This window comes from Ensifer sp., assembly GCF_035999185.1.
Lineage (GTDB): Bacteria > Pseudomonadota > Alphaproteobacteria > Rhizobiales > Rhizobiaceae > Ensifer.
On sequence record NZ_DASYHB010000059.1, the window covers coordinates 18,263 to 39,805 of the forward strand.

The 21,543-nt window shown below is 62.4% G+C and carries 24 protein-coding genes and 1 tRNA gene; 6 read left to right on the plus strand and 19 right to left on the minus strand.

Annotated elements, in window-relative coordinates; genetic code table 11:
• Positions 1-79: 79 nt before the first annotated feature.
• Positions 80-826, plus strand: a complete 747-nt coding sequence (ubiG, locus tag VGO04_RS06145) for a bifunctional 2-polyprenyl-6-hydroxyphenol methylase/3-demethylubiquinol 3-O-methyltransferase UbiG (protein WP_327495080.1) — start codon at positions 80-82, stop codon at positions 824-826.
• Between the two features lie 31 nt (positions 827-857).
• Here the strand turns inward: ubiG and VGO04_RS06150 are convergent, their stop codons facing one another.
• The 5 genes from VGO04_RS06150 to VGO04_RS06170 all read right to left on the minus strand — a co-directional run bounded on the left by VGO04_RS06150 (position 858) and on the right by VGO04_RS06170 (position 3,922).
• A complete protein-coding gene (locus tag VGO04_RS06150) occupies positions 858-1,415 on the minus strand; it encodes a GNAT family protein (RefSeq protein ID WP_327495081.1) in 558 nt (185 codons plus the stop codon).
• Positions 1,416-1,522: 107 nt separating this feature from the next.
• A complete protein-coding gene (locus VGO04_RS06155) occupies positions 1,523-1,951 on the minus strand; it encodes a DUF1178 family protein (RefSeq protein WP_327495082.1) in 429 nt (142 codons plus the stop codon).
• Positions 1,948-2,805, minus strand: a complete 858-nt coding sequence (locus VGO04_RS06160; protein WP_327495103.1) for a carbon-nitrogen hydrolase family protein — start codon at positions 2,803-2,805, stop codon at positions 1,948-1,950. Before VGO04_RS06160 ends, VGO04_RS06155 begins: the two co-directional genes overlap by 4 nt.
• A gap of 80 nt (positions 2,806-2,885) precedes the next feature.
• Positions 2,886-3,143, minus strand: coding sequence for a glutaredoxin 3 (gene grxC / locus VGO04_RS06165; protein WP_327495083.1), 258 nt, complete (start codon positions 3,141-3,143; stop codon positions 2,886-2,888).
• 47 nt (positions 3,144-3,190) lie between these two features.
• Positions 3,191-3,922, minus strand: coding sequence for a ComF family protein (locus VGO04_RS06170; RefSeq protein ID WP_327495084.1), 732 nt, complete (start codon positions 3,920-3,922; stop codon positions 3,191-3,193).
• Positions 3,923-4,025: 103 nt separating this feature from the next.
• On the opposite strand from VGO04_RS06170, the gene VGO04_RS06175 reads away from it, so the two are divergent.
• A complete protein-coding gene (locus tag VGO04_RS06175) occupies positions 4,026-4,904 on the plus strand; it encodes a methyltransferase domain-containing protein (RefSeq protein ID WP_327495085.1) in 879 nt (292 codons plus the stop codon).
• Positions 4,905-5,050: 146 nt separating this feature from the next.
• Here the strand turns inward: VGO04_RS06175 and VGO04_RS06180 are convergent, their stop codons facing one another.
• The 5 genes from VGO04_RS06180 to VGO04_RS06200 form a co-directional block, all read right to left on the minus strand.
• Positions 5,051-5,371: a hypothetical protein gene (locus VGO04_RS06180; protein ID WP_327495087.1), complete on the minus strand. Its 321-nt coding sequence runs from the start codon at positions 5,369-5,371 to the stop codon at positions 5,051-5,053.
• 179 nt (positions 5,372-5,550) lie between these two features.
• Positions 5,551-5,964, minus strand: a complete 414-nt coding sequence (gene mutT / locus VGO04_RS06185) for an 8-oxo-dGTP diphosphatase MutT (protein ID WP_327495088.1) — start codon at positions 5,962-5,964, stop codon at positions 5,551-5,553.
• 4 nt (positions 5,965-5,968) lie between these two features.
• Positions 5,969-6,787: a GNAT family N-acetyltransferase gene (locus VGO04_RS06190; RefSeq protein ID WP_414650516.1), complete on the minus strand. Its 819-nt coding sequence runs from the start codon at positions 6,785-6,787 to the stop codon at positions 5,969-5,971.
• A gap of 57 nt (positions 6,788-6,844) precedes the next feature.
• Positions 6,845-8,086, minus strand: a complete 1,242-nt coding sequence (argJ, locus tag VGO04_RS06195; protein WP_327495090.1) for a bifunctional glutamate N-acetyltransferase/amino-acid acetyltransferase ArgJ — start codon at positions 8,084-8,086, stop codon at positions 6,845-6,847.
• 160 nt (positions 8,087-8,246) lie between these two features.
• On the minus strand, positions 8,247-9,110 hold the full coding sequence (locus VGO04_RS06200) for a peptidylprolyl isomerase (protein ID WP_327495091.1): 864 nt from the start codon (positions 9,108-9,110) through the stop codon (positions 8,247-8,249).
• A gap of 244 nt (positions 9,111-9,354) precedes the next feature.
• Here VGO04_RS06200 and secA point away from each other — a divergent pair, with 244 nt between their 5' ends.
• Entirely contained in the window at positions 9,355-12,069 is a 2,715-nt protein-coding gene (gene secA / locus VGO04_RS06205) for a preprotein translocase subunit SecA (RefSeq protein ID WP_327495092.1), read from the plus strand.
• 95 nt (positions 12,070-12,164) lie between these two features.
• Here secA and VGO04_RS06210 read toward each other — a convergent pair whose 3' ends face one another.
• Both VGO04_RS06210 and VGO04_RS06215 read right to left on the minus strand, forming a co-directional pair.
• Positions 12,165-12,671, minus strand: a complete 507-nt coding sequence (locus tag VGO04_RS06210; protein WP_327495093.1) for a Clp protease N-terminal domain-containing protein — start codon at positions 12,669-12,671, stop codon at positions 12,165-12,167.
• 10 nt (positions 12,672-12,681) lie between these two features.
• Entirely contained in the window at positions 12,682-12,903 is a 222-nt protein-coding gene (locus VGO04_RS06215; RefSeq protein WP_327495094.1) for a hypothetical protein, read from the minus strand.
• A gap of 212 nt (positions 12,904-13,115) precedes the next feature.
• Here VGO04_RS06215 and VGO04_RS06220 point away from each other — a divergent pair, with 212 nt between their 5' ends.
• Together VGO04_RS06220 and VGO04_RS06225 are read left to right on the plus strand one after the other, a co-directional pair.
• Positions 13,116-14,507 carry a lipopolysaccharide biosynthesis protein gene (locus VGO04_RS06220; protein WP_327495104.1) on the plus strand — a complete coding sequence of 464 codons (1,392 nt, stop codon included), beginning with the start codon at positions 13,116-13,118 and terminating at the stop codon, positions 14,505-14,507.
• Positions 14,504-15,778, plus strand: coding sequence for a GNAT family N-acetyltransferase (locus VGO04_RS06225; protein ID WP_327495095.1), 1,275 nt, complete (start codon positions 14,504-14,506; stop codon positions 15,776-15,778). The genes VGO04_RS06220 and VGO04_RS06225 overlap by 4 nt, the downstream gene beginning before the upstream one ends.
• Before the next feature lie 71 nt (positions 15,779-15,849).
• Here the strand turns inward: VGO04_RS06225 and VGO04_RS06230 are convergent, their stop codons facing one another.
• From VGO04_RS06230 to VGO04_RS06255, 6 genes are all read right to left on the minus strand, one after another.
• Positions 15,850-17,511, minus strand: a complete 1,662-nt coding sequence (locus tag VGO04_RS06230; protein WP_327495096.1) for an AMP-binding protein — start codon at positions 17,509-17,511, stop codon at positions 15,850-15,852.
• Positions 17,512-17,594: 83 nt separating this feature from the next.
• The gene (locus VGO04_RS06235) at positions 17,595-18,182 is read right to left on the minus strand and encodes a TetR/AcrR family transcriptional regulator (RefSeq protein WP_327495097.1); all 588 of its coding nucleotides are present in this window, start codon (positions 18,180-18,182) and stop codon (positions 17,595-17,597) included.
• Positions 18,183-18,187: 5 nt separating this feature from the next.
• Positions 18,188-18,496 carry a DUF3817 domain-containing protein gene (locus VGO04_RS06240; RefSeq protein ID WP_327495098.1) on the minus strand — a complete coding sequence of 103 codons (309 nt, stop codon included), beginning with the start codon at positions 18,494-18,496 and terminating at the stop codon, positions 18,188-18,190.
• Positions 18,497-18,504: 8 nt separating this feature from the next.
• A complete protein-coding gene (locus VGO04_RS06245; protein WP_327495099.1) occupies positions 18,505-18,948 on the minus strand; it encodes a CopD family protein in 444 nt (147 codons plus the stop codon).
• Positions 18,949-19,110: 162 nt separating this feature from the next.
• A complete protein-coding gene (locus VGO04_RS06250) occupies positions 19,111-19,785 on the minus strand; it encodes a hypothetical protein (RefSeq protein ID WP_327495100.1) in 675 nt (224 codons plus the stop codon).
• A gap of 184 nt (positions 19,786-19,969) precedes the next feature.
• Positions 19,970-20,054, minus strand: a tRNA-Leu gene (locus tag VGO04_RS06255).
• A 212-nt stretch (positions 20,055-20,266) separates the two neighbouring features.
• Here VGO04_RS06255 and VGO04_RS06260 point away from each other — a divergent pair.
• Entirely contained in the window at positions 20,267-20,779 is a 513-nt protein-coding gene (locus VGO04_RS06260) for a disulfide bond formation protein B (RefSeq protein ID WP_327495101.1), read from the plus strand.
• Between the two features lie 122 nt (positions 20,780-20,901).
• Here the strand turns inward: VGO04_RS06260 and VGO04_RS06265 are convergent, their stop codons facing one another.
• A complete protein-coding gene (locus VGO04_RS06265) occupies positions 20,902-21,459 on the minus strand; it encodes an HNH endonuclease (protein WP_034797858.1) in 558 nt (185 codons plus the stop codon).
• Positions 21,460-21,543 lie beyond the last annotated feature (84 nt).

A 21,543-nucleotide genomic window follows, 5' to 3' on the forward strand; every position in this document is an offset into this window, starting at 1 on the left:
CATATGGCCGCTGCCCTCCCCCTTGACTTCCTTGCCCGATCGTCCGACTTCACCAGGGAAGATGCAAGGAGACGGCGACATGAGCGAGACCGCACGCACGACCATCGACCAGAGCGAAGTGGACCGGTTTTCCGCGATGGCCGCCGAGTGGTGGGACCCGACCGGCAAGTTCCGGCCGCTGCACAAGTTCAATCCCGTCCGCCTCGCTTATATCCGCGACAGGGTGGCCGAGCATTTCGGCCGAGACCCGAAGAGCCCGCAACCGCTGAAAGGCCTGCGGCTGCTCGATATCGGCTGTGGCGGAGGTCTCCTGTCGGAACCGATGGCGCGCATGGGGGCCGACGTTCTCGGCGCCGACGCTTCTGAGAAGAACATCGGCATCGCCAAGACCCACGCAGCCGGCAGCGGCGTGGCGGTCGACTACCGAGCCGTAACTGCGGAGGCGCTCGCCGAGGCCGGCGAAAGCTTCGACATCGTGCTCAACATGGAAGTGGTCGAGCACGTTGCCGACGTCGATTTCTTCATGACCACCTGCGCCCATATGGTACGCCCTGGCGGCCTCATGTTCGTCGCCACCATCAATCGCACCATGAAGGCGGCCGCACTGGCGATCTTCGCGGCCGAAAACGTGCTGCGCTGGCTGCCGCGCGGCACGCACCAGTACGAAAAGCTGGTGCGCCCGGAAGAGCTGGAAAAGCCGCTTGTCGCCAGCGGCATGGACGTCACCGAACGCACCGGCGTCTTTTTCAACCCGCTGTCAAATCAGTGGAACCTCTCCAAGGATATGGACGTCAACTACATGATTGTCGCAAAGCGGCCGCTCTGACGCAGCGCTTTCGGCGGCCGTCGGAGCCAGATCAGGCTCTTTGCGGCCATTCACGCTTCAAGAGTGCGTAGACAAACTCGTCGCCCCAGGTGTCGTTGAAACGGTCGTTCTCGATCAGGTGTGCCTCGCGCCGCATGCCGAGGCGCTCGACGACGCCGACCGAACCCTTGTTGAGGGCATCGAGCCTGGCGAAGATCCGGTGAAAACTGAGCGTCGAAAAGCCGAGTTCGAGCACGGCCCGCATGGCCTCGGTCGCGTATCCCTTGCCTGCAAAGACAGGGTTGAAGATGTAGCCGGTCTCCACCTGCTGCGCCGCCTTGCTTGCAACCTTCAGCAGGACCTCGCCGATGAGCGCGCCGTCTTCCCGGCGCTCGACGGCAAAGACTGCGGTATCGCCATCGTCGTCGAGGCGCGGAATCGATGCCTTGGCAAATTTCGCCCGCGCTGCCGCCTCGTCGAGCGGCTCCTGATAGAGGAAGCGGTAGACTTCCGGCAGCCGGTGATAGGCGAAGAAGGCTTCGAAGTCCTCGGGCGCGAAAGGCCTGATCACCAGACGTTCGGTGGAAATGCGCAGCGCGGACAAATTCATTCGCTCAATACTCCCTATCGAAAAACCGCAGATGGGAAGCAGTGCGTTGTTTTTAAAGAGTGATTGTCAAAATTTGAGGTGGCGATCCACGCGGATCGTGCGCGTCCTCAGTTGACGTCGTCAGGCAAGATCGGCAGCGGCGCGACGGCAATGCCTTCTTCCAGAAGCGCCACGGCCTCTTCCGCCGTCGCCTTGCCGATCAGGCCGCGTTCTTCCGCTTCACCATAGTGGATCTTGCGCGCCTCCTCAGGAAAGCGCTCGCCGACGTCGTCGGCGTTCTCGCGAACGGTCTTCACCAGTTCGCGGATCTTGGCGATCGTTTCCTTCTGCGCCTGGTCCATGATCACCGCCCGCGTCGCTTCCTTCTTGCGTGCGGTCGCGACCGACGGCGCCATCAGCTGCTTGGCAATAGACAGGGAGTTGCAGGTGGGGCAGGACAACAGCTTGCGTTCGACCTGGCGGTCGAAATCGTCACTCGACGAGAACCAGCCCTCGAAGGAATGGCCGTTATCGCAAGAAAGCGTATAGCGGATCAAGCGGCAACGCCTCCCTTCCCGGTGGGCGCCACTTCATCGAGCACGAAACTGCGGGCGTTCTTGAGGTTGGGAATTTTCGCACGCGCCGCCTGTACGGCTGCAACGTCGATTTCGGCAAGCACGATCGCCTCGCCGGAGGGACCGGCCGAGCCAAGCACGCGACCCCAGGGATCGATGATCATCGAATGGCCGAAGGTCTCGCGCCCGTCCTCATGCTTGCCCCCTTGCGCGGCAGCGATGACGAAAAGGCCGTTTTCGATCGCGCGGGCGCGAAGCAGGATCTCCCAATGGGCTTCTCCGGTCTGGCGCGTGAAGGCGGCCGGCACCGACATGATTTCGGCACCGGCGACCGCCTGCTGCCGAAAGAGTTCGGGAAAGCGCACGTCGTAGCAGATGGTAAAGCCGAGCTTGCCGAAGTCGAGATTAGCGACATGCGCGTTGCTGCCAGGCTGATAGGCAGCGCTCTCGCGCCAGCTTTCGCCGTTGTCGAGGTCCACGTCGAACATGTGGATCTTGTCGTAGTGGCAGATCTTGCGCCCATCAGGCCCGAACAGCAGGCCGCGATTGGCGATCTTGCCATCGGCAAGCGCAATCGGCGTCGAGCCAACATGGACATGGATCCCGAGCTCGCCGGCAAGTCTGGCTGCCTCGTTTGCAATGATGTCGTTGGCTTCATCCTTAAGGATCGCCCGCAAGCCAACACGATCCCGCTGCAGCGCACCGGTCATTTCCGGCGTCTGGACATAGATCGCGCCTTGCGCCGCCGCCTCGCTCACCAGACGCGCCATCGTTTCCGCATTCCTCTGCGGATCGGTTCCGGAGCACATCTGAATGGCCGCAGCCTTGAAGGTCATTGTCATTCTACCTCTGATGCGCGTCACCAACGCTGAAGGCGGCAGCCTCTCGTGGCGATGCGCGAAACGTCAGATCCGCTTTAGGCGGCCAGCATCCCGTCGAGCTTGCCGGCACGTTCGAGCGCGTGCAGATCGTCGCAACCACCGACATGGATGTCGTTGATGAAGATCTGCGGGAAGGTCGAGCCGCCGTGCGCCTTCTCGATCATCGTCTGGCGAATTTTGGGATCATAGGTCGCGTCGTGTTCGAGGAACGCAACGCCCTTGGTTTCCAGTAGTTTCTTGGCGGCCGAACAATAGCCGCAGAACTGACGCGTATAAATGACCACCGAAGCCATGATCCAGAACCGCTCCTTTGCCGGCGACCGTGCCGGACATCTGATTGTCATATAAGACCGGACACGGCTCTTGCAAAGGTCAAAACCGTGACCGATCCGGCCCCCGCCCGCTTCAACGCGCGGGTTGCTGCGGTGACGGTTGCACCGGTCGTATATACATCGTCGACGAGAACCACGCTTTTCCCGCTGAGACCCGCCTTGCCGCTTTCCAGGACGGCGAAGGCGCCACGCACATTATCCTCGCGGGCGCGCAGCCCGAGACCGACCTGCCGGCTCGTGCGCCGCACGCGCTTCAGCACATCGGGCTCATAGGGCCGGCCGGAAAGCCGGCTGATGGCGCGCGCCAGTTCTGCCGACTGGTTGTATCGCCGGCCCCAAAGCCGAAAAGCGTGCAGCGGCACCGGGATAATCGCGTCGGCGGAGGCGACGGCACCGTCGCTGGCGCGGATCATCCATTCCGCCATCATCGGCGCAAGATCGGTACGATCGCCATACTTCAAGCCGTGCACGAGGTCGCGCGCGATGCCTTCGTGGATCGCCACCGATCTCAGGCGATCGAAGACAGGTGGATTGGCAATCGCTTCAGGCGAGACCACGCCCGCACCATGATCGACCGCAAACGGGGTGCCGAGAACATGGCAGAAAGGGCGCTCGATCAACGGCAGCGTCGCCCAGCAGGAGGCGCAGACGGCGCGATGAGCGCCAATCAACCGGCCGCAGCCGCAACAGACCGGCGGATAGACGAGATCAACCGCGCCCGACACCAGGCCTCGCAGCATGCGCCCCCACCCCTCCTGCGGTTTAAGCCACCTCTTCCATGTCATGCGGTTGACTTTGAACCCCCGAAGGTTTCTTTGCTGGCGATCTCGCGGAGACACTATCGTGGAAAAAATCTTTGACCAGAGCCTCGTTGAGGCGCATCGGGCAAGGGCCCTTGCAAACGCCGACCCAAAGGCAGGCTTCCTTCTCGATATCGTTGCCGAGGAGCTTGCCGAGCGTGTCAGCGTGGTCGAACGCCATTTTGATCGCGCGCTGGAGCTGCACGGCTATACCGGGCAAACGGCCCGTCAACTCGCAGCAACCGGCAAGATCGACGCGATCGAGCGCGTCGAAACGGACGCACGCTTCGGCTCAAGCGAGGCGCCGGTGACCGTCGCGTCACTTGAGGAGGTCCCGGCCGCGCCGGAAAGCTTCAACCTGATCGTCTCGCCGCTTTCCTTGCATCTGACCAACGACACACCGGGCGCGTTCATCCAGGTTCGCCGTGCGCTGAAACCCGATGGACTTTTCCTGGCCGCCATCCCCGGCAGCGGCACGCTACAGGAATTGCGAGAGGCGCTGCTGGCGGCCGAGGCGGAATTGACGGGCGGCGCCAGCCCGCGCGTGATCCCCTTTCCCGACGTCCGCGACATCGGCGCCCTTCTGCAACGGGCCGGCTTCGCGCTGCCGGTCACCGACACCGAGACCTACACGGTCCGTTACGATTCCCTGTTTGCACTCATCCGCGACCTGCGCGCCATGGGCATGACCAGCCCGCTTGCGGCACGCAGCCGCTCGCCCGTTTCCCGGCGCTTTTTCCTGAGAGCTGCGGAAATCTATGCAGAGCGCTTCTCTGATCCGGACGGGCGCGTCCGCGCGACCTTTTCGGTCATCTACCTCTCTGGCTGGGCGCCCCACGAGAGCCAGCAGAAACCGCTGAAACCGGGATCTGCAAAACAGCGGCTTTCGGCAGCGCTCGGCACCAAGGAGCAACCCCTGTAACGCCTGAGGGCGCTGGAGCATCCTGCCTTCAACGAGCAACTGCAGGCGTGGCGCAGCCTGCGCCACGTCCGAAAAATCAAAAAGCCAAAGGGGATTAAAGGCATTTCAATGGACGGCGGCGACCGCCATCGCCCAGCCGCTGGTTTTTAGCAGCCGCTCTTGCGGCCGTCGGCATCGATGATGCAAACCGCGCCCGGCATTTCCTGAAGCACGCTGCGCCGAACCGTGTAGCGCTTGGTAGTCCCGCTTGAAGGGATCGAGCCGGTCGAGATGTTGTCGTAATCGACAGGTGTGTTCGCCATGATGCGCTTGTCGGTCCTGGACGACAGCATCGGCGTCAGGATCAACGTCAACGCGATGACCGCCGTTCCGAACAACAGCGACAGATTGAGCACACCCGTCCGGCGGGACTGGCTCGTCACCAGATCCTTTTCCTGAACTGTGCTCCAGAAATCGTCGTCCACCATCCCAGCCTCATAAACGCGCAACACACGGCGGACGCAAGCGTCCTTCCCTAGCTTGGTTCCACCGCATGCCTGAAATCGGCACGCCATCTGCGAACGATGCGTACCAAAACTGAATTGAAGCTATCTTTGCGCGAGGGAGATAAACGATCGATTAATAATCAATCCGTTTTCGGGTAAGTTCAGAGCAAATCCATGAGAAACGGGATGAGCGGTTCGTCCGCCGGCGGCATGGGATAGTCCCTGAGGGATTTTGGCCGGACCCATTTGATCGCCTGGCCCTCCCGCCCGGTCGCCACCCCCTCGTAACGCCGGCAGACGTAGAGCGGCATCAGAAGGTGGAAGTCATCGTAAGTGTGGCTCGCGAAGGTAAGCGGCGCAAGGCAGGCAACCTTGGTTTGGATGCCAAGCTCCTCGTCGAGCTCGCGGATAAGGGTTTCTTCAGGCGTCTCGCCGGCTTCCACCTTACCGCCCGGAAATTCCCAGAGACCGGCCAGCGATTTGCCCTCCGGCCGCTGCGCAAGCAGGATGCGGCCGTCGGTGTCGACGAGAGCGCACGCAGCGACAAGGACGATCTTCTTTCCGCTGACGTCCATGGCCTCAAGCCCTCGGCGTTCTGTAGATGTAGCTGTAGACTTCGGAGAAACCGGCGCCACGATAAAGCGCCAGCGCCGACTGGTTTTCCGCCTCGACCTGCAGCCAGGCCTTTCTGGCGCCGCGCAGGCGCGCCCAGCGCAGGCAGACGTCGAGCATCGCCTTGCCGACGCCCTGTCCGCGAACCCTCTCGTCCACCGCAAACTGCATGATGCCGGCCAGATCGTTGTCCTGCACGACGAGAGCCACGGCCGTTGGGCCCGTGTCCGCATCCTCGAACAGGAAGAGGCCGTTTTCCGGCTTGATCGCGTTGATGATCTCGGCAAGTGCCGCCTTCTTCTTCGGGTCGTTCTTTGCGATGCCGATAGAGGCATCGACGAAGCGGCCAACGTCCTTGATCGGCAGATGGTCGATGCCGTCGCCGAACTCGCGCTCGACAAGATCGACCGTCATGACAAGGCTGCTGGCGAAGGCGGACCACCCCTCGGCGTCCATGTGCGCCACGAGTTGCGGCGGCGTCAAAGGCGTCTGACGTACGGTCAGCGGCCGCCCGTAATCGGCAAAGCGCCTTGCGGCCTTCTCCAGACGAACGGGGATATCGCGGTAGTCGGACGGGTCGAGCGGATTGACGGAGTTTAGACGCTTGGAATCGTGGCCCGCATTGAGCCTGATCAACCAGCTGCCGTCGTATTGCACCGACGCTGCCGGCCAGGCCCGGAAGCCCACAGCCTCGAGACGGCGCACGCTCGGGAGATCCACCATTGCCACTTCCCCGCCCTCGGCCACAACCTTGTCCGTCGCCGGCCGAATGTCACTCGATGTCATCTTGCACCCTTTGCCAGCCTGGAGCACCAGGCTTACCGCGGTCGCCCAACCGGAACCTTAGCTCCGGTAGTCGCCGTTGATTTCGACATATTCCTTCGTCAGGTCGCAGGTATAGACCGTGGCACGACCGGACCCGAGGCCGATCTCGACACGGATCGTGATATCCTCTTCCTTCATGACGGCGGTGGCCGCCGCTTCCGAATAGGTGGGGTCGCGCTCGCCCTCGACGGCGACGCGCACATCGCCGAACCAGATGGCCAGCCGGTCGCGTTCGGCCATTTCGCCTGATTTGCCGACAGCCATGACCACGCGGCCCCAATTGGCGTCTTCGCCGGCAACGGCGGTCTTGACCAGCGGCGAATTGGCGATCGAGAGCGCGATGCGCTTGGCGGCTGCGTCGTTTTCCGCACCTTCGACCGTGACTTCCACCATCTTGCGCGCGCCCTCGCCGTCACGCACCACCTGGAGTGCGAGATCGCGCAGCAAATCGTTCAGCGCCACTCGGAAGCCTTCAAGCCGCGGATCGGCCGCATCGGATACCTGCGTCTGTCCGTCGGCGGCCGCGGCACCCGTTGCAAACAACATCAGCGTGTCGGAGGTCGAGGTATCGCTGTCGACGGTGACAGAATTGAAGGTCGGGCCGACGCCAGCCGACAGCAGCGCCTGCAAGGCCGAAGGGGCAATGTCGGCATCGGTGACGACGAAGGAGAGCATCGTCGCCATGTCGGGCGCGATCATGCCGGCGCCCTTGGAAATGCCGTTGATCGTGACCTTGACGCCACCGATCTCGGCCGTGCGGGTCGCCACCTTCGGATAGGTGTCCGTCGTCATGATTGCCTTGGCAGCCTCGAACCAGAAGTCCTCGGTGCCATCAGCCGCGAGGAAATCGAGAACGCCGGCAAATTTCGTCGCATCCAGCGGCTCGCCGATGACGCCGGTCGATGCCAGGAACACTTCGCTCTCCGCGCAGCCGACGGCCTTTGCCGCTGACTTTGCGGTCAATTCCGTCGCTTCGCGTCCCTTCTTGCCGGTAAAGGCATTGGCATTGCCAGAGTTGACGACGACAGCACGCGCCACACCACCGGCAAGGTTCTTGCGGCAGAAGTCGACCGGAGCCGAGGGGCACTTGGAGCGGGTGAACACGCCGGCAACGGTCGCCGGTCGGTCGAACACCATCATGAGCACGTCCGTACGGTTCTTGTACTTGATGCCAGCGGCAGCGGTCGCCATGCGGACACCGCGGACGGAGGGCATTTCGGCGAAGGTTTTCGGAGCGAGCGGAGAAACGGAGCCGGACATGGGAAACCTGCTGTGACGTGATTGAATCTAGAGCGGGGTGAGCGTCCCGCCGAAACTTCATACCGCGATCTTGCGACAAATGCCCGAACGGTTTTCACCGCCGGGCATCGACAAAAAGCGGTGATGGCAGACCCTGCCGAAGCGGGGCCTGTCGATCGGATTACTTTGCTTGCTGTGCTTCCTGGGCCTTGTTGGCCTCGTCATAGGCCTTCTTCAGCTCCGGATCGGAAATCTCGACGCCAGCGTCCTTCTTGGCAGCAGCAAGCAGCTCAATGTACTTGTCGCGCATCACAAGCTGACGGACCTGCGGCTCGACCTGCTCCAGCGGCGGCGGGGCCTGCGGACGCTTGTCTTCGACCAGGATGACGTGGAAGCCGAACTGGGTCTTCACCGGGGTCTTGGTGTAGGCACCCTTATCAAGCGCGAAAACGGCCGTTTCGAACTCAGGCACCATGCGGCCCTTGGTGAAATAACCGAGGTCGCCGCCGTCGCCCTTGTTCGGATCGGTCGACTTTGCCTTGGCGAGCTCGACGAAGCTCTTGCCAGCGTCGAGTTCCTTGATGATTTCCTTGGCTTCGTCTTCGGTCTTGACCAGGATATGGCGCGCCTTGACCTCTTCCTGAGCCGGGATCGCTGCAATTTCCTTGTCGTAACGGGCCTTCACCTCTTCCTTGGTGATGGCGTCAACGACGTGCTTCTTGAAATAGGCGTTGTGCAGTTCGCGCTCGGTCAGGTAGGCGACCCGCTGCTTGAAGGTCGCGTCGTCCTGCAGGCCTTCCTTCTCGGCCGTCTTCGACAGGAGCTTGACGTCGATGATTGCCGACAGTGCTGCCGCGCGCTTCTGCTCTTCCGGCATCTGCTGCAGCTGCGGGTCGAGGCCGCCAAGAGCAAGGGTGAGTTCGGACTGGCGCACTTCCTGGCCACCAACCTTGGCGACCACCGGATCGGCATCTTCCGCCCTCGCGCCGTGAACGGCAATCGCCGCAACCAGTGCCGCGGCGGCCAGGGTCTTCAACTTGGACATGCTCACTAACCTTTCACATTGGCCATCGGCGCAATTGCCTGAAGCTTGTAGCGGCTGCACACCACCAGAATGTGGCGGTTCTGTAGCCGTCCAGCTGTGCAAGTGCGTTGACATAATTCGACCCCCCTCTTATCTGTCACGCAACCTCGCGTCCAGAACAGTTTCCGGGCGTTTCACGGCATTGCGCGGTTTTTCACGGCGCAGCCATGAGACCTCAGGCAACAAAAAAGAAAGGACCATTCATATGGTCAGTCTCGGCGGCCTAGCCCGCAAGTTGTTTGGCTCTTCCAATGATCGCCGTGTGCGTGGCTACAAGGCCAGGGTGGATGCCATCAACGCTCTTGAAGCCGACATGAAGGCTTTGTCGGATGAGGCACTCGCCGCCAAGACCGTTGAATTCCGCAAGCAATTGGAAGACGGCAAGACGCTTGACGACCTTCTGGTTCCAGCCTTTGCGGTTGCCCGCGAGGCAGCCCGCCGCGTGCTCGGCCTGCGTCCCTTCGACGTCCAGCTGATCGGCGGCATGATCCTGCACGAACGTGCGATCGCCGAAATGAAGACCGGCGAAGGCAAGACGCTCGTCGCCACCCTTCCGGTTTACCTGAACGCGTTGGCGAGCAAGGGCGTGCACGTCGTTACCGTCAACGACTACCTCGCCCAGCGCGACGCCGGCACCATGGGCCGCGTCTACTCGTTCCTCGGCCTGACCACCGGCGTCATCGTCCACGGGCTGACGGACGAGCAGCGCCGTGACGCCTACGCCTGCGACATCACCTACGCGACGAACAACGAACTCGGCTTCGATTATCTGCGCGACAACATGAAGTACGAGCGCGGCCAGATGGTTCAGCGCGGTCACTTCTTCGCGATCGTCGACGAAGTGGATTCGATCCTCGTCGACGAGGCGCGCACGCCGCTGATCATTTCGGGTCCCCTCGACGACCGCTCGGACCTCTACAACACGATCAACGAATTCATCCCCCTGCTTGCGGCCGAAGACTACGAAATCGACGAGAAGCAGCGCTCGGCCAACTTCTCGGAAGAAGGCACCGAGAAGCTCGAAAACCTGCTGCGCGAGGCAGGTCTCTTGAAGGGTGAATCGCTCTACGACATCGAAAACGTCGCGATCGTCCACCACGTCAACAACGCGCTCAAGGCCCACAAGCTGTTCCAGCGCGACAAGGACTACATCGTCCGCAACGGCGAGATCGTCATCATCGACGAATTCACCGGCCGCATGATGCCAGGCCGCCGTTATTCCGAAGGCCAGCACCAGGCGCTCGAAGCCAAGGAAAAGGTGCAGATCCAGCCCGAGAACCAGACGCTCGCCTCGATCACCTTCCAGAACTACTTCCGCATGTATTCCAAGCTTGGCGGCATGACCGGTACGGCGTCGACCGAAGCGGAGGAATTCGGCAACATCTACGGGCTTGAAGTGGTCGAAGTACCGACCAACCTGCCGATCAAGCGTATCGACGAAGACGACGAGGTTTACCGCACGCAGGGCGAGAAGCTGAAGGCGATCATCGACGAAATCAAGTCGGCGCACGAGCGCGGCCAGCCGATGCTCGTCGGCACGACGTCGATCGAAAAGTCCGAGCAGCTTGCCGATCTGCTCAAGAAGTCGGGTTTCAACAACTTCCAGGTTCTGAACGCCCGTTACCACGAACAGGAAGCCTTCATCGTGGCGCAGGCCGGCGTGCCCGGCGCAGTCACGATCGCCACAAACATGGCAGGCCGCGGTACCGACATCCAGCTCGGCGGCAACCTCGACATGCGCATCCAGCAGGAGCTCTCGGAAGTCGAGCCCGGCCCGGAACGCGAAGCCCGCATCGAGGCGATCCGCGCCGAGGTGCAGAAGCTGAAGGAAAAGGCGCTCGCCGCCGGCGGTCTCTATGTCCTTGCCACAGAGCGCCACGAAAGCCGCCGCATCGACAACCAGCTTCGCGGCCGTTCCGGCCGCCAGGGCGACCCCGGCCGCTCCAAGTTCTACCTGTCGCTTCAGGACGACCTGATGCGCATCTTCGGCTCCGACCGCATGGACAGCATGCTGCAGAAGCTGGGTCTCAAGGAAGGCGAAGCCATCGTCCATCCCTGGATCAACAAGGCGCTCGAGCGTGCACAGAAGAAGGTCGAAGCCCGCAACTTCGACATCCGCAAGAACCTCTTGAAATATGACGACGTTCTCAACGATCAGCGCAAGGTGATCTTCGAGCAGCGCATCGAGTTGATGGACGCCGAAAGCGTCACCGAAACCGTCACCGACATGCGCACCGAAGTCGTAGATGAAATGGTCAGCAAGCGCATCCCTGAGAAGGCCTATGCCGAACAGTGGGACGTTGCGGGCCTGAAGGCCGACGTTCAGCAGTACCTCAATCTCGACCTGCCGGTTGTCGAATGGGCGGCCGAAGAAGGCATCGACGAAAACGATATTCGCGAACGCGTCATGGGCGCTGCCGAGAAGGAAGCGGCCGATCGCGCCGAACGCTTCGGCCCCGAGATCATGCAGTACGTCGAGCGCTCGGTCGTGCTGCAGACGCTCGACCATCTCTGGCGCGAGCATATCGTCAACCTCGACCATCTGCGCTCGGTCATCGGTTTCCGCGGCTATGCGCAGCGCGACCCGCTGCAGGAATACAAGTCCGAAGCCTTCGAGCTGTTCCAGGCCCTGCTGGGCAACCTGCGCCAGGCCGTGACGGCACAACTCATGCGCGTCGAACTGGTGCGTGAAGCGGCCGAAGCGCCGCAGCCGGTACCGCCGGCCATGCACGGTCACCACATCGACCCGCTGACCGGCGAAGACGATTTCGGCGCCGGCGCCGGAACGCTTCTGGCAGCACCGCCGGTGCAGCGCGACGCGACCAATCCGTTGTCCTGGGGCAAGGTCTCGCGCAACGAGATGTGCCCCTGCGGCTCCGGCAAGAAGTACAAGCACTGCCACGGCATCTACGAGGCATAAGGCCCGAGAGAACGGCTCCCGGCCGCCTCCCCTTTAAACTGAAAATGCCGCCTCTCCGGCGGCATTTTCAGTTGCAGGAACGCGATTGAGCGATCTCACGCCTTCGCTTGGGCGACGTCAACGATTGCATCGGCTGCCGATTTCAGGTGGGCGGGATCGACGCCCAAAGCACGGAGAGATCGCGCCGCAACCCCATGCGACATGCCTGCGACAAGTCCGACGACATGTGCACCGAGGAGCGGGCCGTGATCCTTTCGGCCCGCCGCCAGTTCCTGCATGATCTCCCGACCCGAGGAAGCAGCCTGATAGAGACCGGGCTTTGCCGGCATCGGCGTGCCGGCCGGTACGTCCGCTGCCAGGCCGATTGCACGAAGCGCATCGGCATACTGCCGTTCGATCGCGGCTTTAAGCGCGTCAGGCTCCGCCCCTACCTTCTCGAAGGCGAGACGCGCGGTGCCATCCGGCAGATCGAGCGCGGCCAACAGGAAATGTTCGGCACCGGGCTCCCGCTGCTGATCCAGCAAGGCGTGGGTCTCCGCCCGCTCGCAGAGAAGCTTGACGGTGCCCATGTCATTGAGCTTCGATTTCAATCCTTGGAACATCGCAATCCCCTTAAGTGGAACTCATGTCTGCCGCCACGCCCGAAAGGCGCTTGTGGGCCGCCTGCTTGGTGATCCCGAGGGCCTGGGCAATCCTCGACCACGGCCAGCCCTGGCTGAGGGCCGAGCGCACGGCCTGGCGCTCGATATTGTCGGCGAGCCGGCGCAGAGCAACGACGGCGGCGAGCGCTTCTTCAGGGTCGGTTGGAACGGTGATGGTGTGCAGGTCAAGCATGCGTCAACATTAGTTGACGAAATTGACGCCGTCAACCAAGGTTGACGGCAGTTCGAGGGTCCGCCGCGGCGGTCGTCAATCGGCATGATTGGCTACATCGTTACAACCGCGCTGAACCGTTTGTTAACGCTGTTCTGGCAGTACTGAAGCCCTGTATTGCGTAGTTTCAGGGTGTCCTCGTGTTCATGGCGGTATGTCAAACGGCCGGACGTATGTTGCCGTCGGCGCTGAGACACCGGCTCTGCGCGCTGACCGGCGCGCTGGCGGCCACCGTGACCAGTTCCGACCCCAAGAACGCCGCACGCCGCATGGCGCTCGTCGCCTTCACCATCCGCATCGTCAGCGCGGCCATCGCCTTCCTGTCGCAGATCATCCTTGCGCGGCTGATGGGTGAGTTCGAATACGGCATCTTCGTCTTCGTCTGGGTGCTCGTCATTCTTTTCGGCAGTCTTTCCTGCGTCGGTTTTCATTCCATCGTGATCCGCTTCCTGCCTGAGTATCAGGCAACCGCGGCCATGGACGAAATTCGCGGTGTGACGACGACCGTGCGCGTCTTCGCTCTGGTTTCGGCCACGACGGTCGCAGCCGTCGGGCTCACCGGCCTCTGGCTTTTCGGCGCACATGTCGAGACATATTACATCTTGCCGCTCTACCTCGGGCTGTTCACGCTCCCGATGATTTCGCTTGGCGACGTCATGGACGGAACGGCCCGCGCCCATGGCTGGGCGCTGTCCGCCATGAGCCCGACCTTCATCATCCGGCCTTTGCTGGTCCTTGTCTTCATGGTTGTGGCCGTCACGTCAGGCGCGCCCCACACCGCCCAAACCGCCATGATCGCAGCCATGGCGGCTGCCTATGTGACCACCGTCTCGCAATTCCTCGTGCTGACCTATCGGCTGCGCTCGCGTTATGTGCCGGGACCGCGGCGCATCGAGCTTCGCCGCTGGCTCAGGGTGTCTGTCCCCATCTTCATGGTCGACGGCTTCGGCTTCCTTTTGACCAATTCCGATGTCGTGATCGTCGGCCTCTATCTTGATCCGGCCGACGTCGCGATCTACTTCGCGGCCGCCAAGACCATGGCGCTCGTGCACTTCGTGATGTTTGCCGTCAAGGCGGCGGCAGGCCCCCGCGTTGCAAACGCCATGGCCCGCGACGCCTCCCAGATACCCGCCATCGCAATCGAAAGCGCGCGCTGGGCCTTCTGGCCGTCGCTGCTGGTCGGCGCCCTTGTACTTTTGGCCGGCTCCTTCCTGCTTTCGCTCTTCGGCCCCGCTTTCGTCACCGGGCTGCCGCTGATGGCGATCCTCTTTGCCGGCATTCTCGCCAAGGCCTTCGTCGGCCCGGCCGAAACTCTGTTGACGATGGCCGGCCAGCAGACACTCTGCGTGATCCTCTATGCCGGCGCGCTGCTGGCCAACATCGCACTCAACCTGAGCCTCATCCCTCTTTTCGGACTGAGCGGTGCTGCTTTTGCAACCGCTGGTGCTATGTTCGTCGAGGCGATGCTGCTGCACATCGCCGTCCGGCGTACCTTCGGCTTCGCGCTCTTTGCCTTTGCAGGGGCGCGGACCGGCAATGATAACAACGGGGCTGTCCATCCATGATCGGCAATACCAATCTTCCGAGCGATGCAAACAGCCGGGCCGCAACGGTTCTGGGCGGCCTGGCCCAGGCCGGCGACAGCGGACCGACTGCGGAACACATGATCGAGGTCGGCCGCCCCGGACGCCACCTTGCCATCTACCCGGCCAAGGCCGGCTACGAGCTGCAGCGTGAACTCGACTTCCTGTCCAACCGCGCGCTCGAGCCGAACGTGTTCTTCACCGGCCGCTTTCTTGCACCGGCCATGCCGCGCCTGGAAGAACGCGTCATCCGGCTCGCGATCATGCGCGACAACGACGAACGCCGCAGCCGGCTTCGCTTCCTGATGCCGTTTTCGATCGAGAAGCCGGGCTTCTCGATCGGCGCACCGATCATCCGTGCCTGGTCGAACCCGTTCGGCCCGCTTGGCGTGCCGCTGCTTGACGCCGAGGACGCGGCCGAAACCATCGACAACCTGTTTGAAGCTTTCGCAGCGCCGGCAACCGGTCTGCCGTCGATCCTCGTGCTGCCCGATATGCGGCTGAACGGCAAGGTCGCCCGCCTCACCCGCGCCGTCGCCATCGGCCGCAACCTGCCGCTGACGGTCACCGACAGCTTCAGCCGCCCCATGCTCGAAAGCCTGCTCGACGGCCCAACCTATCTGCGCAATTCCATCAGCCCGGCCCATTTCCGCGAGTTGAGGCGGCAATGGAACAAACTTGCGAAGGAAGGCCAGCTCACCTATTCGGTTGCCCGCCAGCCCGCCGAGATCCGCTTGCGCATGGAGGAGTTCCTGGCGCTCGAGGCGTCCGGATGGAAGGGCAAGGGCCGCAGCGCCATGGTGCTCGATCGCTTCCGCGCAGCCTTTGCCCGCGAGGCGATCACCAATCTCGCCGACGGTGACAGCGTGCGCATCCATACGCTCGATCTTGACGGCAAGGCGATTGCCTCGATGGTCGTGTTCCTGATGTCGGGCGAGGCCTATACCTGGAAGACCGCCTATGACGAGCGCTATGCCAAGTTCTCGCCGGGCAAGCTTCTGCTTGCGGAACTGACCGAATGGCACCTCGACGATGCCAACATCGCCCGCTCGGATTCCTGCGCCGTGCCGGACCACCCGATCATGAGCCGGTTCTGGCAGGAGCGCGAAGAGATGGGGACGCTGGTCATCGGCCTGCAGCAGACGCGCGACCGCGAGGTGCGCCAGGTGGCAGCCCAGCTCCATCTCTACCGCAACACCCGCAACATGGCACGGATCCTGCGCGACAAGATCAAGGCGTTGGCCGGACGCTAGAGCGCGCCATGCGTTCCTATGAACGCAGTTTTCAGGGAGCTATCGGCCAGGCCGGCTGACGCTGATGCGCGTCAGGATGCCGACGCCTGGACCTCGTCTCCCCGCGCTTCGGCTGCCGCCTGCTCGCGTAGGAACCGCCGGATAACCTTGCCCGACGTCGTCAGCGGCAGGCTGTCGACGAAGGCGATCTCGCGCGGATATTCGTGCATAGAAAGCCGGGTCTTCACCCATTCGCGGATCGATGCCGCGACCTGCTCGTTGGCGGTCACGCCGGGCCGCAGCACGACATATGCCTTGACGATCTCGGTGCGCAGCGGATCCGGCTTGCCGACGGCAGCGGCGAGCTGAACATCCGGATGGCCAGCAAGGCAATCCTCGATCTCGCCCGGGCCAATGCGATAGCCTGATGACGTGATGACGTCGTCGTCGCGGCCGAAGAAAGTGAAGTAGCCTTCTTCGTCCATCACCCCCTGGTCGCCCGTTGTCATCCAGTCGCCGATGAACTTTTGCTCGGTCGCCGCTTCCTTGCCCCAGTAGCCGAGGAACATCACCGGATCGGGCCGCTTCACCGCCACCTGGCCGACACTTCCGGCTGGCAGTTCCCGGCCCTCGCCGTCGATGATCGCCACGCGGTGGCCGGGTGCGGCCTTGCCCATCGAGCCCGGCTTGACGACGCCCAGATCTGCCGCCGACGAAATGACGATGTTGCATTCCGTCTGGCCGTAGAATTCGCTGACTTCGAGGCCGAGCGCTGCCTTCGCCCATTCATAGGTCTCGCGACCGAGGGCCTCGCCGGCCGAACCGATGGTTCTCAGATTGAGGCGATAGCGCTCGCGCGGATTTTCGACCGCCTTCATCAGTCGAAGCGCCGTTGGCGGAATGAAGGCGTTGCGGATATCCATCTCTTCCAGAATACGAAACGCCGTATGCGGATCGAACTTTTGCGCCGGCGACGACACGACGGGTACGCCATGCAGAAGCGACGGCAGCAGCGCATTGAGCAAGCCCCCGGCCCAGGCCCAGTCGGCCGGCGTCCACATCCGGTCGCCCGGCCGCGGCAGGAAATGATGGTGGAACTCGAAGCCCGGCAGATGGCCGAGCAGAACCCGATGCCCGTGAAGCGCACCCTTTGGCGGCCCGGTGGTGCCCGACGTATAGATCATCAGTGCCGGATCGTCGGGGCCGGTGTCTGCTGGCACGAAGCCGGAGGGGTCGCCGGATGCGAGCGCCGCAAAGGCAATCGTTCCCGGCCGAGGCTCTTCCTCCGCCAACACCACCAGGCGCAGGTCCGGCAGCCGATCGCGGATTTCCGCGATGCGCTCGTAGCCAAAGCCATTGGTGATGATGGCCGAAACACCCGCATCGCGCAGCCGGTACTCCAGCGCCTCGACGCCGAAAAGCAGCGCCAGCGGCAAGGCGATTGCACCATGCTTGTAGATCGCCGCGTGGGCAATCGCCGTTTCGAAGCCTTGCGGCAAGAGGATCGCCACGCGCTCACCGGGCGCTATGCCTTCCCCGACAAGCCCCTTGGCAAAGGCGGACGATTGCCGGGCGAATTCGCCGTAGGTCAGCGACAGATGCGCGCCATCGGGATCAAAATGCTGGAGACAGACACGCTCCGGTTCGCGCGCCGCCCAGGCATCGCTGACGGCAATGCCGATATTGAACCTCTCAGGGATCTGCCACCGGAAGGTGCCGTAGAGTTCGTCGTAGGTCTCGATTTTCGGTAACATGACGCTGCCATGACAGATTTTGTGCTGCAGCGCACCTAACACCTTCACCCCTGTCTGTTCAATGGATGGAGCGATGACCGCACTCAACCGTGTGGCGGTTCGGCGAGAAGCGTCCTGACATGGCCAAGGATGCGGCGAAAGCCGCCGATCCCGCTGCCGCCTCGGGCGAGGAGCACCGCCCCCTGCCAGGCGGCCGTCACGATGGCAGCCCGTGACGCCGCCTGCTGCGGCGACCACCCCATTTCGACGAGGTTGAGCGCCATCATCCGCTCGGTGTCGGCCAGCACCCCGGTCGCCAGTTCGCGCATGGCCAAGGTTGCCGTCACCGGGTCGGCCATCGTCTGACCCACCGGGCAGCCGATGATTTCGCCCTGCGAGGCGTAGAACGTCTCGATCCGGAAGAGCACCCGCTCGATCCGCTGCAGCGGAGAAAGGCTGGGGTCCTCGAAGATCGGAAGCGTCTGCTCTCGGAAATGCGCCACCGCCTGCTCAAACAGTGCCTCGAACAGGGCAGCCTTGCTCGGAAAGTGATGGGTGATCTTGCCGAGCGATATGCCGAGTGCCGCGGTGATCTCCGAAAAGGAGGATGCTGCGTAGCCACGAACGAAAACCAGGCGCCCGGCGGCGTCGAGGATCTCGTCGCGCGTGCGAAGTCCCTTCTCGTAGCCCACGACGCTTACCCCTTGGCCGCTATCGAACGCCGGAAGAACCAGAAGGTCCCGCCCGGCAGAAAGCTGAACATCATCGCCTTTGCCGCCCAGCCACGCGGCTGGTCGCGCAATGACAGTTCGTTGATTACGGCCCAGATGTAGGTCAGGAAGGCAAGGCCGTGCAACGGGCCGAGCCAGCGCGTGACCTCGGCGATGCCGAAACCGTGTTTCAGCGGGACGCCGACGAAGACGAGCAGGAGCAGCGTCGTCCCTTCGGCAATTGCTGCCATGCGCAGCAAGGCGGAGACTTGGTTTTGGGCTTTCTGTTCGGACACGGGCGACCTCACTTGATGACGGCGATGGAGATGATGGCAGCGGTCAGTACAGGGCCAGCCATTTGCAAGACGCGCACGCGACCGGCGGAAACTTCTTCGTCGCCGCGGCGAAGCGAAGCGGCGGTCGCCGCAATTGCGCCGTGCAGCGCCGTCATGGCAACGACGCAGGCAAGCTTGACCTGAAACCAGGGCTCACCAAGCGATTCCGGTCCCCGCAAGAAAAACAGCGTCGCACCCAGCAACAGGGTGGCCAGCATCGCCGGATTGACGACCAGACGTAGGCTGCGTTGCTCGGCCACGGCCAACAGGTCGGCGTTGCCGCCTTGCGCAAGCACCTGGCGATGGCCGCCGAGCTGGACGGCAAGCAGGCATTGGCCGCCGAGCCAGATGACCACCGAAGCGACATGTGCCGCCTTGATCCAGAGGTAATACGGGAAAATCAAATCGAGCATCGCCGCCACCAAAACAGAAAGACCATTCTGTTTTATCGAAAACGGCATGGATGTCACTGCGACAGAATCGACAGGCAGATACCGTCGGACGGCCTTCTCTCAGCTGTCTTCAAGGAAAGGGCCACCGCAATGGCCCATGAGGCCAGTCAGTAAGCACGCAGCCTAAAACTTCCCTGTTTCCAAGTGTCCGCGCAGGCGGATCAGTTGCGACTTCGCTTTCAGCGCGTGGATCAGCAATCGCTCCGCAAGTCTAAGCTTGCTGCTATATTCAAACGCCCTGAACGCTTCGTTCCAGGCGCCGTCATCGCCAGTCCAGTCATGTCCGTCCGCGGCCTCGACGAGCAGGAAATCGAAGCGTTTGGACGGATTGCGAAACCTTATGAGATCTGTAAGTTCGCTCAGCTCTTCCGCAGAGATGCGAGAGCGGGCCAATGCAAACAAGGTCGGCTCATCGTCTCCGACCAGCCTCCTTGTGCGCTCGCACATCGCATCGTGTTTTCGTCGTGCGATCGGGAATGACTCCGCCACACCTTCGTCCGATAAATCCTTCTTGAACTCGTGATGGTGTTGCGTATGAAACCTTGTGTTTACGACCACGCGATCGCGCACGGCGAGGTCGCCCAACTCCATCATCCCCTTGAAGTCGCGCTTGAAATACTCGAACAGGGCTGGAAGCGGCGTGATCTGCCAGGAAAATACCGAGCTGGGGCAGCCAAGCGCCGCACTTTTCAGGCCAACGACGTACCTTGCCCGTTCCGACGTGTCATTGGTCAAGCGGCGTATTTGATACTGAGCCTCGCACAATGCCCCAAGACTAACGATTCTTCTGAATTCCATGCCGCCCGGACCCCTGCAACTTACAGAAAAGGGGTACCTACCCGAAACCGCCTTCCGATAGCAACACGCCGCCGCGACGTACTTGGGCATGATATGGAAGATACAGGTCCGCGACGCCCAGCCTTCTGTCCCTGCGCGGGAACCGAAACAACGCAGCACCGAAAACAGTATGATGCAGGTAAAGTGGTGCCCCATGCCGGGGTCGAACCAGCACTCCTTTCGGAACTCGATTTTGAGTCGAGCGCGTCTACCAATTCCGCCAATGGGGCTCAGGGAAGTGCGATATCAGCGGCTCGGATTTACACGAAGGATTTCGCCGTGGTCAACCATCATTTTCAGGATGTCCCGATGACAATCACGAAAGCGTGCGGAGCCGTCGCAGCGCCCGCGATTTACAGCTGAGGCGATCCTGCCTAAGAAGGCGCCATCGAGTTTGCACTGCGGCATGCGCCCCCGATGGCCTGTCGCCCGCGAGGTATAGATGATCGACGCCGCCGCCACATCCCGCCAACACCTCTTCATCGCCGTAGTCGCAACGCTCGGCATGGCAGCGACCGTCGGCGGCGCGCTCGGCTTCGAGCATATCGGCGGCTATATCCCCTGTGCGCTCTGCCTTCTCCAGCGCGATCCCTACTATTACGGCATTCCCGTTGGCGTTCTTGCGATCGCCACCAGCGCATTCAGGCTGCCGGCCTGGACGACTCGTACCCTGCTCCTGATCGTCGGCATCCTGATGCTCGTCGGCGCCGGCATGGGCGTCTATCATTCGGGCGCCGAGTGGCACTTCTGGGAAGGACCGTCGACCTGCGCGACGACGGCGCAGGGGGTCTCGTCCAATGTCGGCGATCTGCTTGGCGACCTCGATTCCAAGCACGGCCCGTCCTGCACGGAAGCAGCACTCAGGGTGCTCGGCCTGTCCTTTGCCGGCTGGAACGTGATCGCCAGCCTCATTCTCGCAGCGATCGCACTTCGCGGCGCTGCAAAGGCGCAGTGACCATCCGGTCGACCCGAACGAGCGGATGACCTTCGGCCGTACGGCAACGTTGGGCGCGGACGAGCGCACGCACCTTCCCGATCCCGCTTTGGGCTTGATCCGGCAAGAGGATACGAACAGCGTCAGGGCTGCAGTTCGACGTCCCAGTAGAGATAGTCCATCCAGCTTTCGTGCAGATGGTTCGGCGGGAAGAGCCGGCCGTTGTTGTGCAGGTCCTGAACCGTCGGCTGGAAGGGCCGCTGGTGCGGGAACATGCCGGCCTGCTTCGGCAGCTTGCTGCCCTTGCGCAGATTGCAGGGCGAGCAGGCTGCCACGACATTGTCCCAGGTCGTCTGGCCACCGTGAGCGCGGGGCACCACGTGATCGAAGGTGAGATCGTCGGGCGAACCGCAATACTGGCATTCGAATTTGTCGCGCAGGAACACGTTGAACCGGGTGAAGGCCGGGTGGCGCGAGGGCTGCACGTAGCTCTTGAGGCAAACAACGCTCGGCAGTCGCATCGAGAAACTCGGAGACGACACCGAATGTTCGTATTCGGCAAGGATGTTTACGCGGTCAAGGAAGACTGCCTTGATCGCGTCCTGCCAGGACCAAAGCGACAAGGGGTAGTAACTCAGCGGCCGATAGTCAGCGTTCAAGACGAGCGCTGGTAAGGCCTGTGGTGAGACTGCAATCGTCAAGCGTATTCTCCTGATCGATTCGGCATCTGCACCTTCTATATTAGGCCCGTTGCAACAGGATTGTGAAGCCGGAAACAAAAATGC

Coding starts and splice junctions, on each gene's coding strand:
- ubiG (WP_327495080.1), top strand. CDS start 80: ATGAGCGAGACCGCACGCACGACCATCGACCAGAGCGAAGTGGACCGG.
- VGO04_RS06150 (WP_327495081.1), bottom strand. CDS start 1,415: ATGAATTTGTCCGCGCTGCGCATTTCCACCGAACGTCTGGTGATCAGG.
- VGO04_RS06160 (WP_327495103.1), bottom strand. CDS start 2,805: ATGACCTTCAAGGCTGCGGCCATTCAGATGTGCTCCGGAACCGATCCG.
- grxC (WP_327495083.1), bottom strand. CDS start 3,143: ATGGCTTCGGTGGTCATTTATACGCGTCAGTTCTGCGGCTATTGTTCG.
- VGO04_RS06170 (WP_327495084.1), bottom strand. CDS start 3,922: ATGCTGCGAGGCCTGGTGTCGGGCGCGGTTGATCTCGTCTATCCGCCG.
- VGO04_RS06180 (WP_327495087.1), bottom strand. CDS start 5,371: ATGGTGGACGACGATTTCTGGAGCACAGTTCAGGAAAAGGATCTGGTG.
- mutT (WP_327495088.1), bottom strand. CDS start 5,964: ATGGACGTCAGCGGAAAGAAGATCGTCCTTGTCGCTGCGTGCGCTCTC.
- VGO04_RS06190 (WP_414650516.1), bottom strand. CDS start 6,787: ATGACATCGAGTGACATTCGGCCGGCGACGGACAAGGTTGTGGCCGAG.
- argJ (WP_327495090.1), bottom strand. CDS start 8,086: ATGTCCGGCTCCGTTTCTCCGCTCGCTCCGAAAACCTTCGCCGAAATG.
- VGO04_RS06200 (WP_327495091.1), bottom strand. CDS start 9,110: ATGTCCAAGTTGAAGACCCTGGCCGCCGCGGCACTGGTTGCGGCGATT.
- secA (WP_327495092.1), top strand. CDS start 9,355: ATGGTCAGTCTCGGCGGCCTAGCCCGCAAGTTGTTTGGCTCTTCCAAT.
- VGO04_RS06210 (WP_327495093.1), bottom strand. CDS start 12,671: ATGTTCCAAGGATTGAAATCGAAGCTCAATGACATGGGCACCGTCAAG.
- VGO04_RS06215 (WP_327495094.1), bottom strand. CDS start 12,903: ATGCTTGACCTGCACACCATCACCGTTCCAACCGACCCTGAAGAAGCG.
- VGO04_RS06220 (WP_327495104.1), top strand. CDS start 13,116: ATGTTGCCGTCGGCGCTGAGACACCGGCTCTGCGCGCTGACCGGCGCG.
- VGO04_RS06225 (WP_327495095.1), top strand. CDS start 14,504: ATGATCGGCAATACCAATCTTCCGAGCGATGCAAACAGCCGGGCCGCA.
- VGO04_RS06230 (WP_327495096.1), bottom strand. CDS start 17,511: ATGTTACCGAAAATCGAGACCTACGACGAACTCTACGGCACCTTCCGG.
- VGO04_RS06245 (WP_327495099.1), bottom strand. CDS start 18,948: ATGCTCGATTTGATTTTCCCGTATTACCTCTGGATCAAGGCGGCACAT.
- VGO04_RS06250 (WP_327495100.1), bottom strand. CDS start 19,785: ATGGAATTCAGAAGAATCGTTAGTCTTGGGGCATTGTGCGAGGCTCAG.
- VGO04_RS06260 (WP_327495101.1), top strand. CDS start 20,267: ATGATCGACGCCGCCGCCACATCCCGCCAACACCTCTTCATCGCCGTA.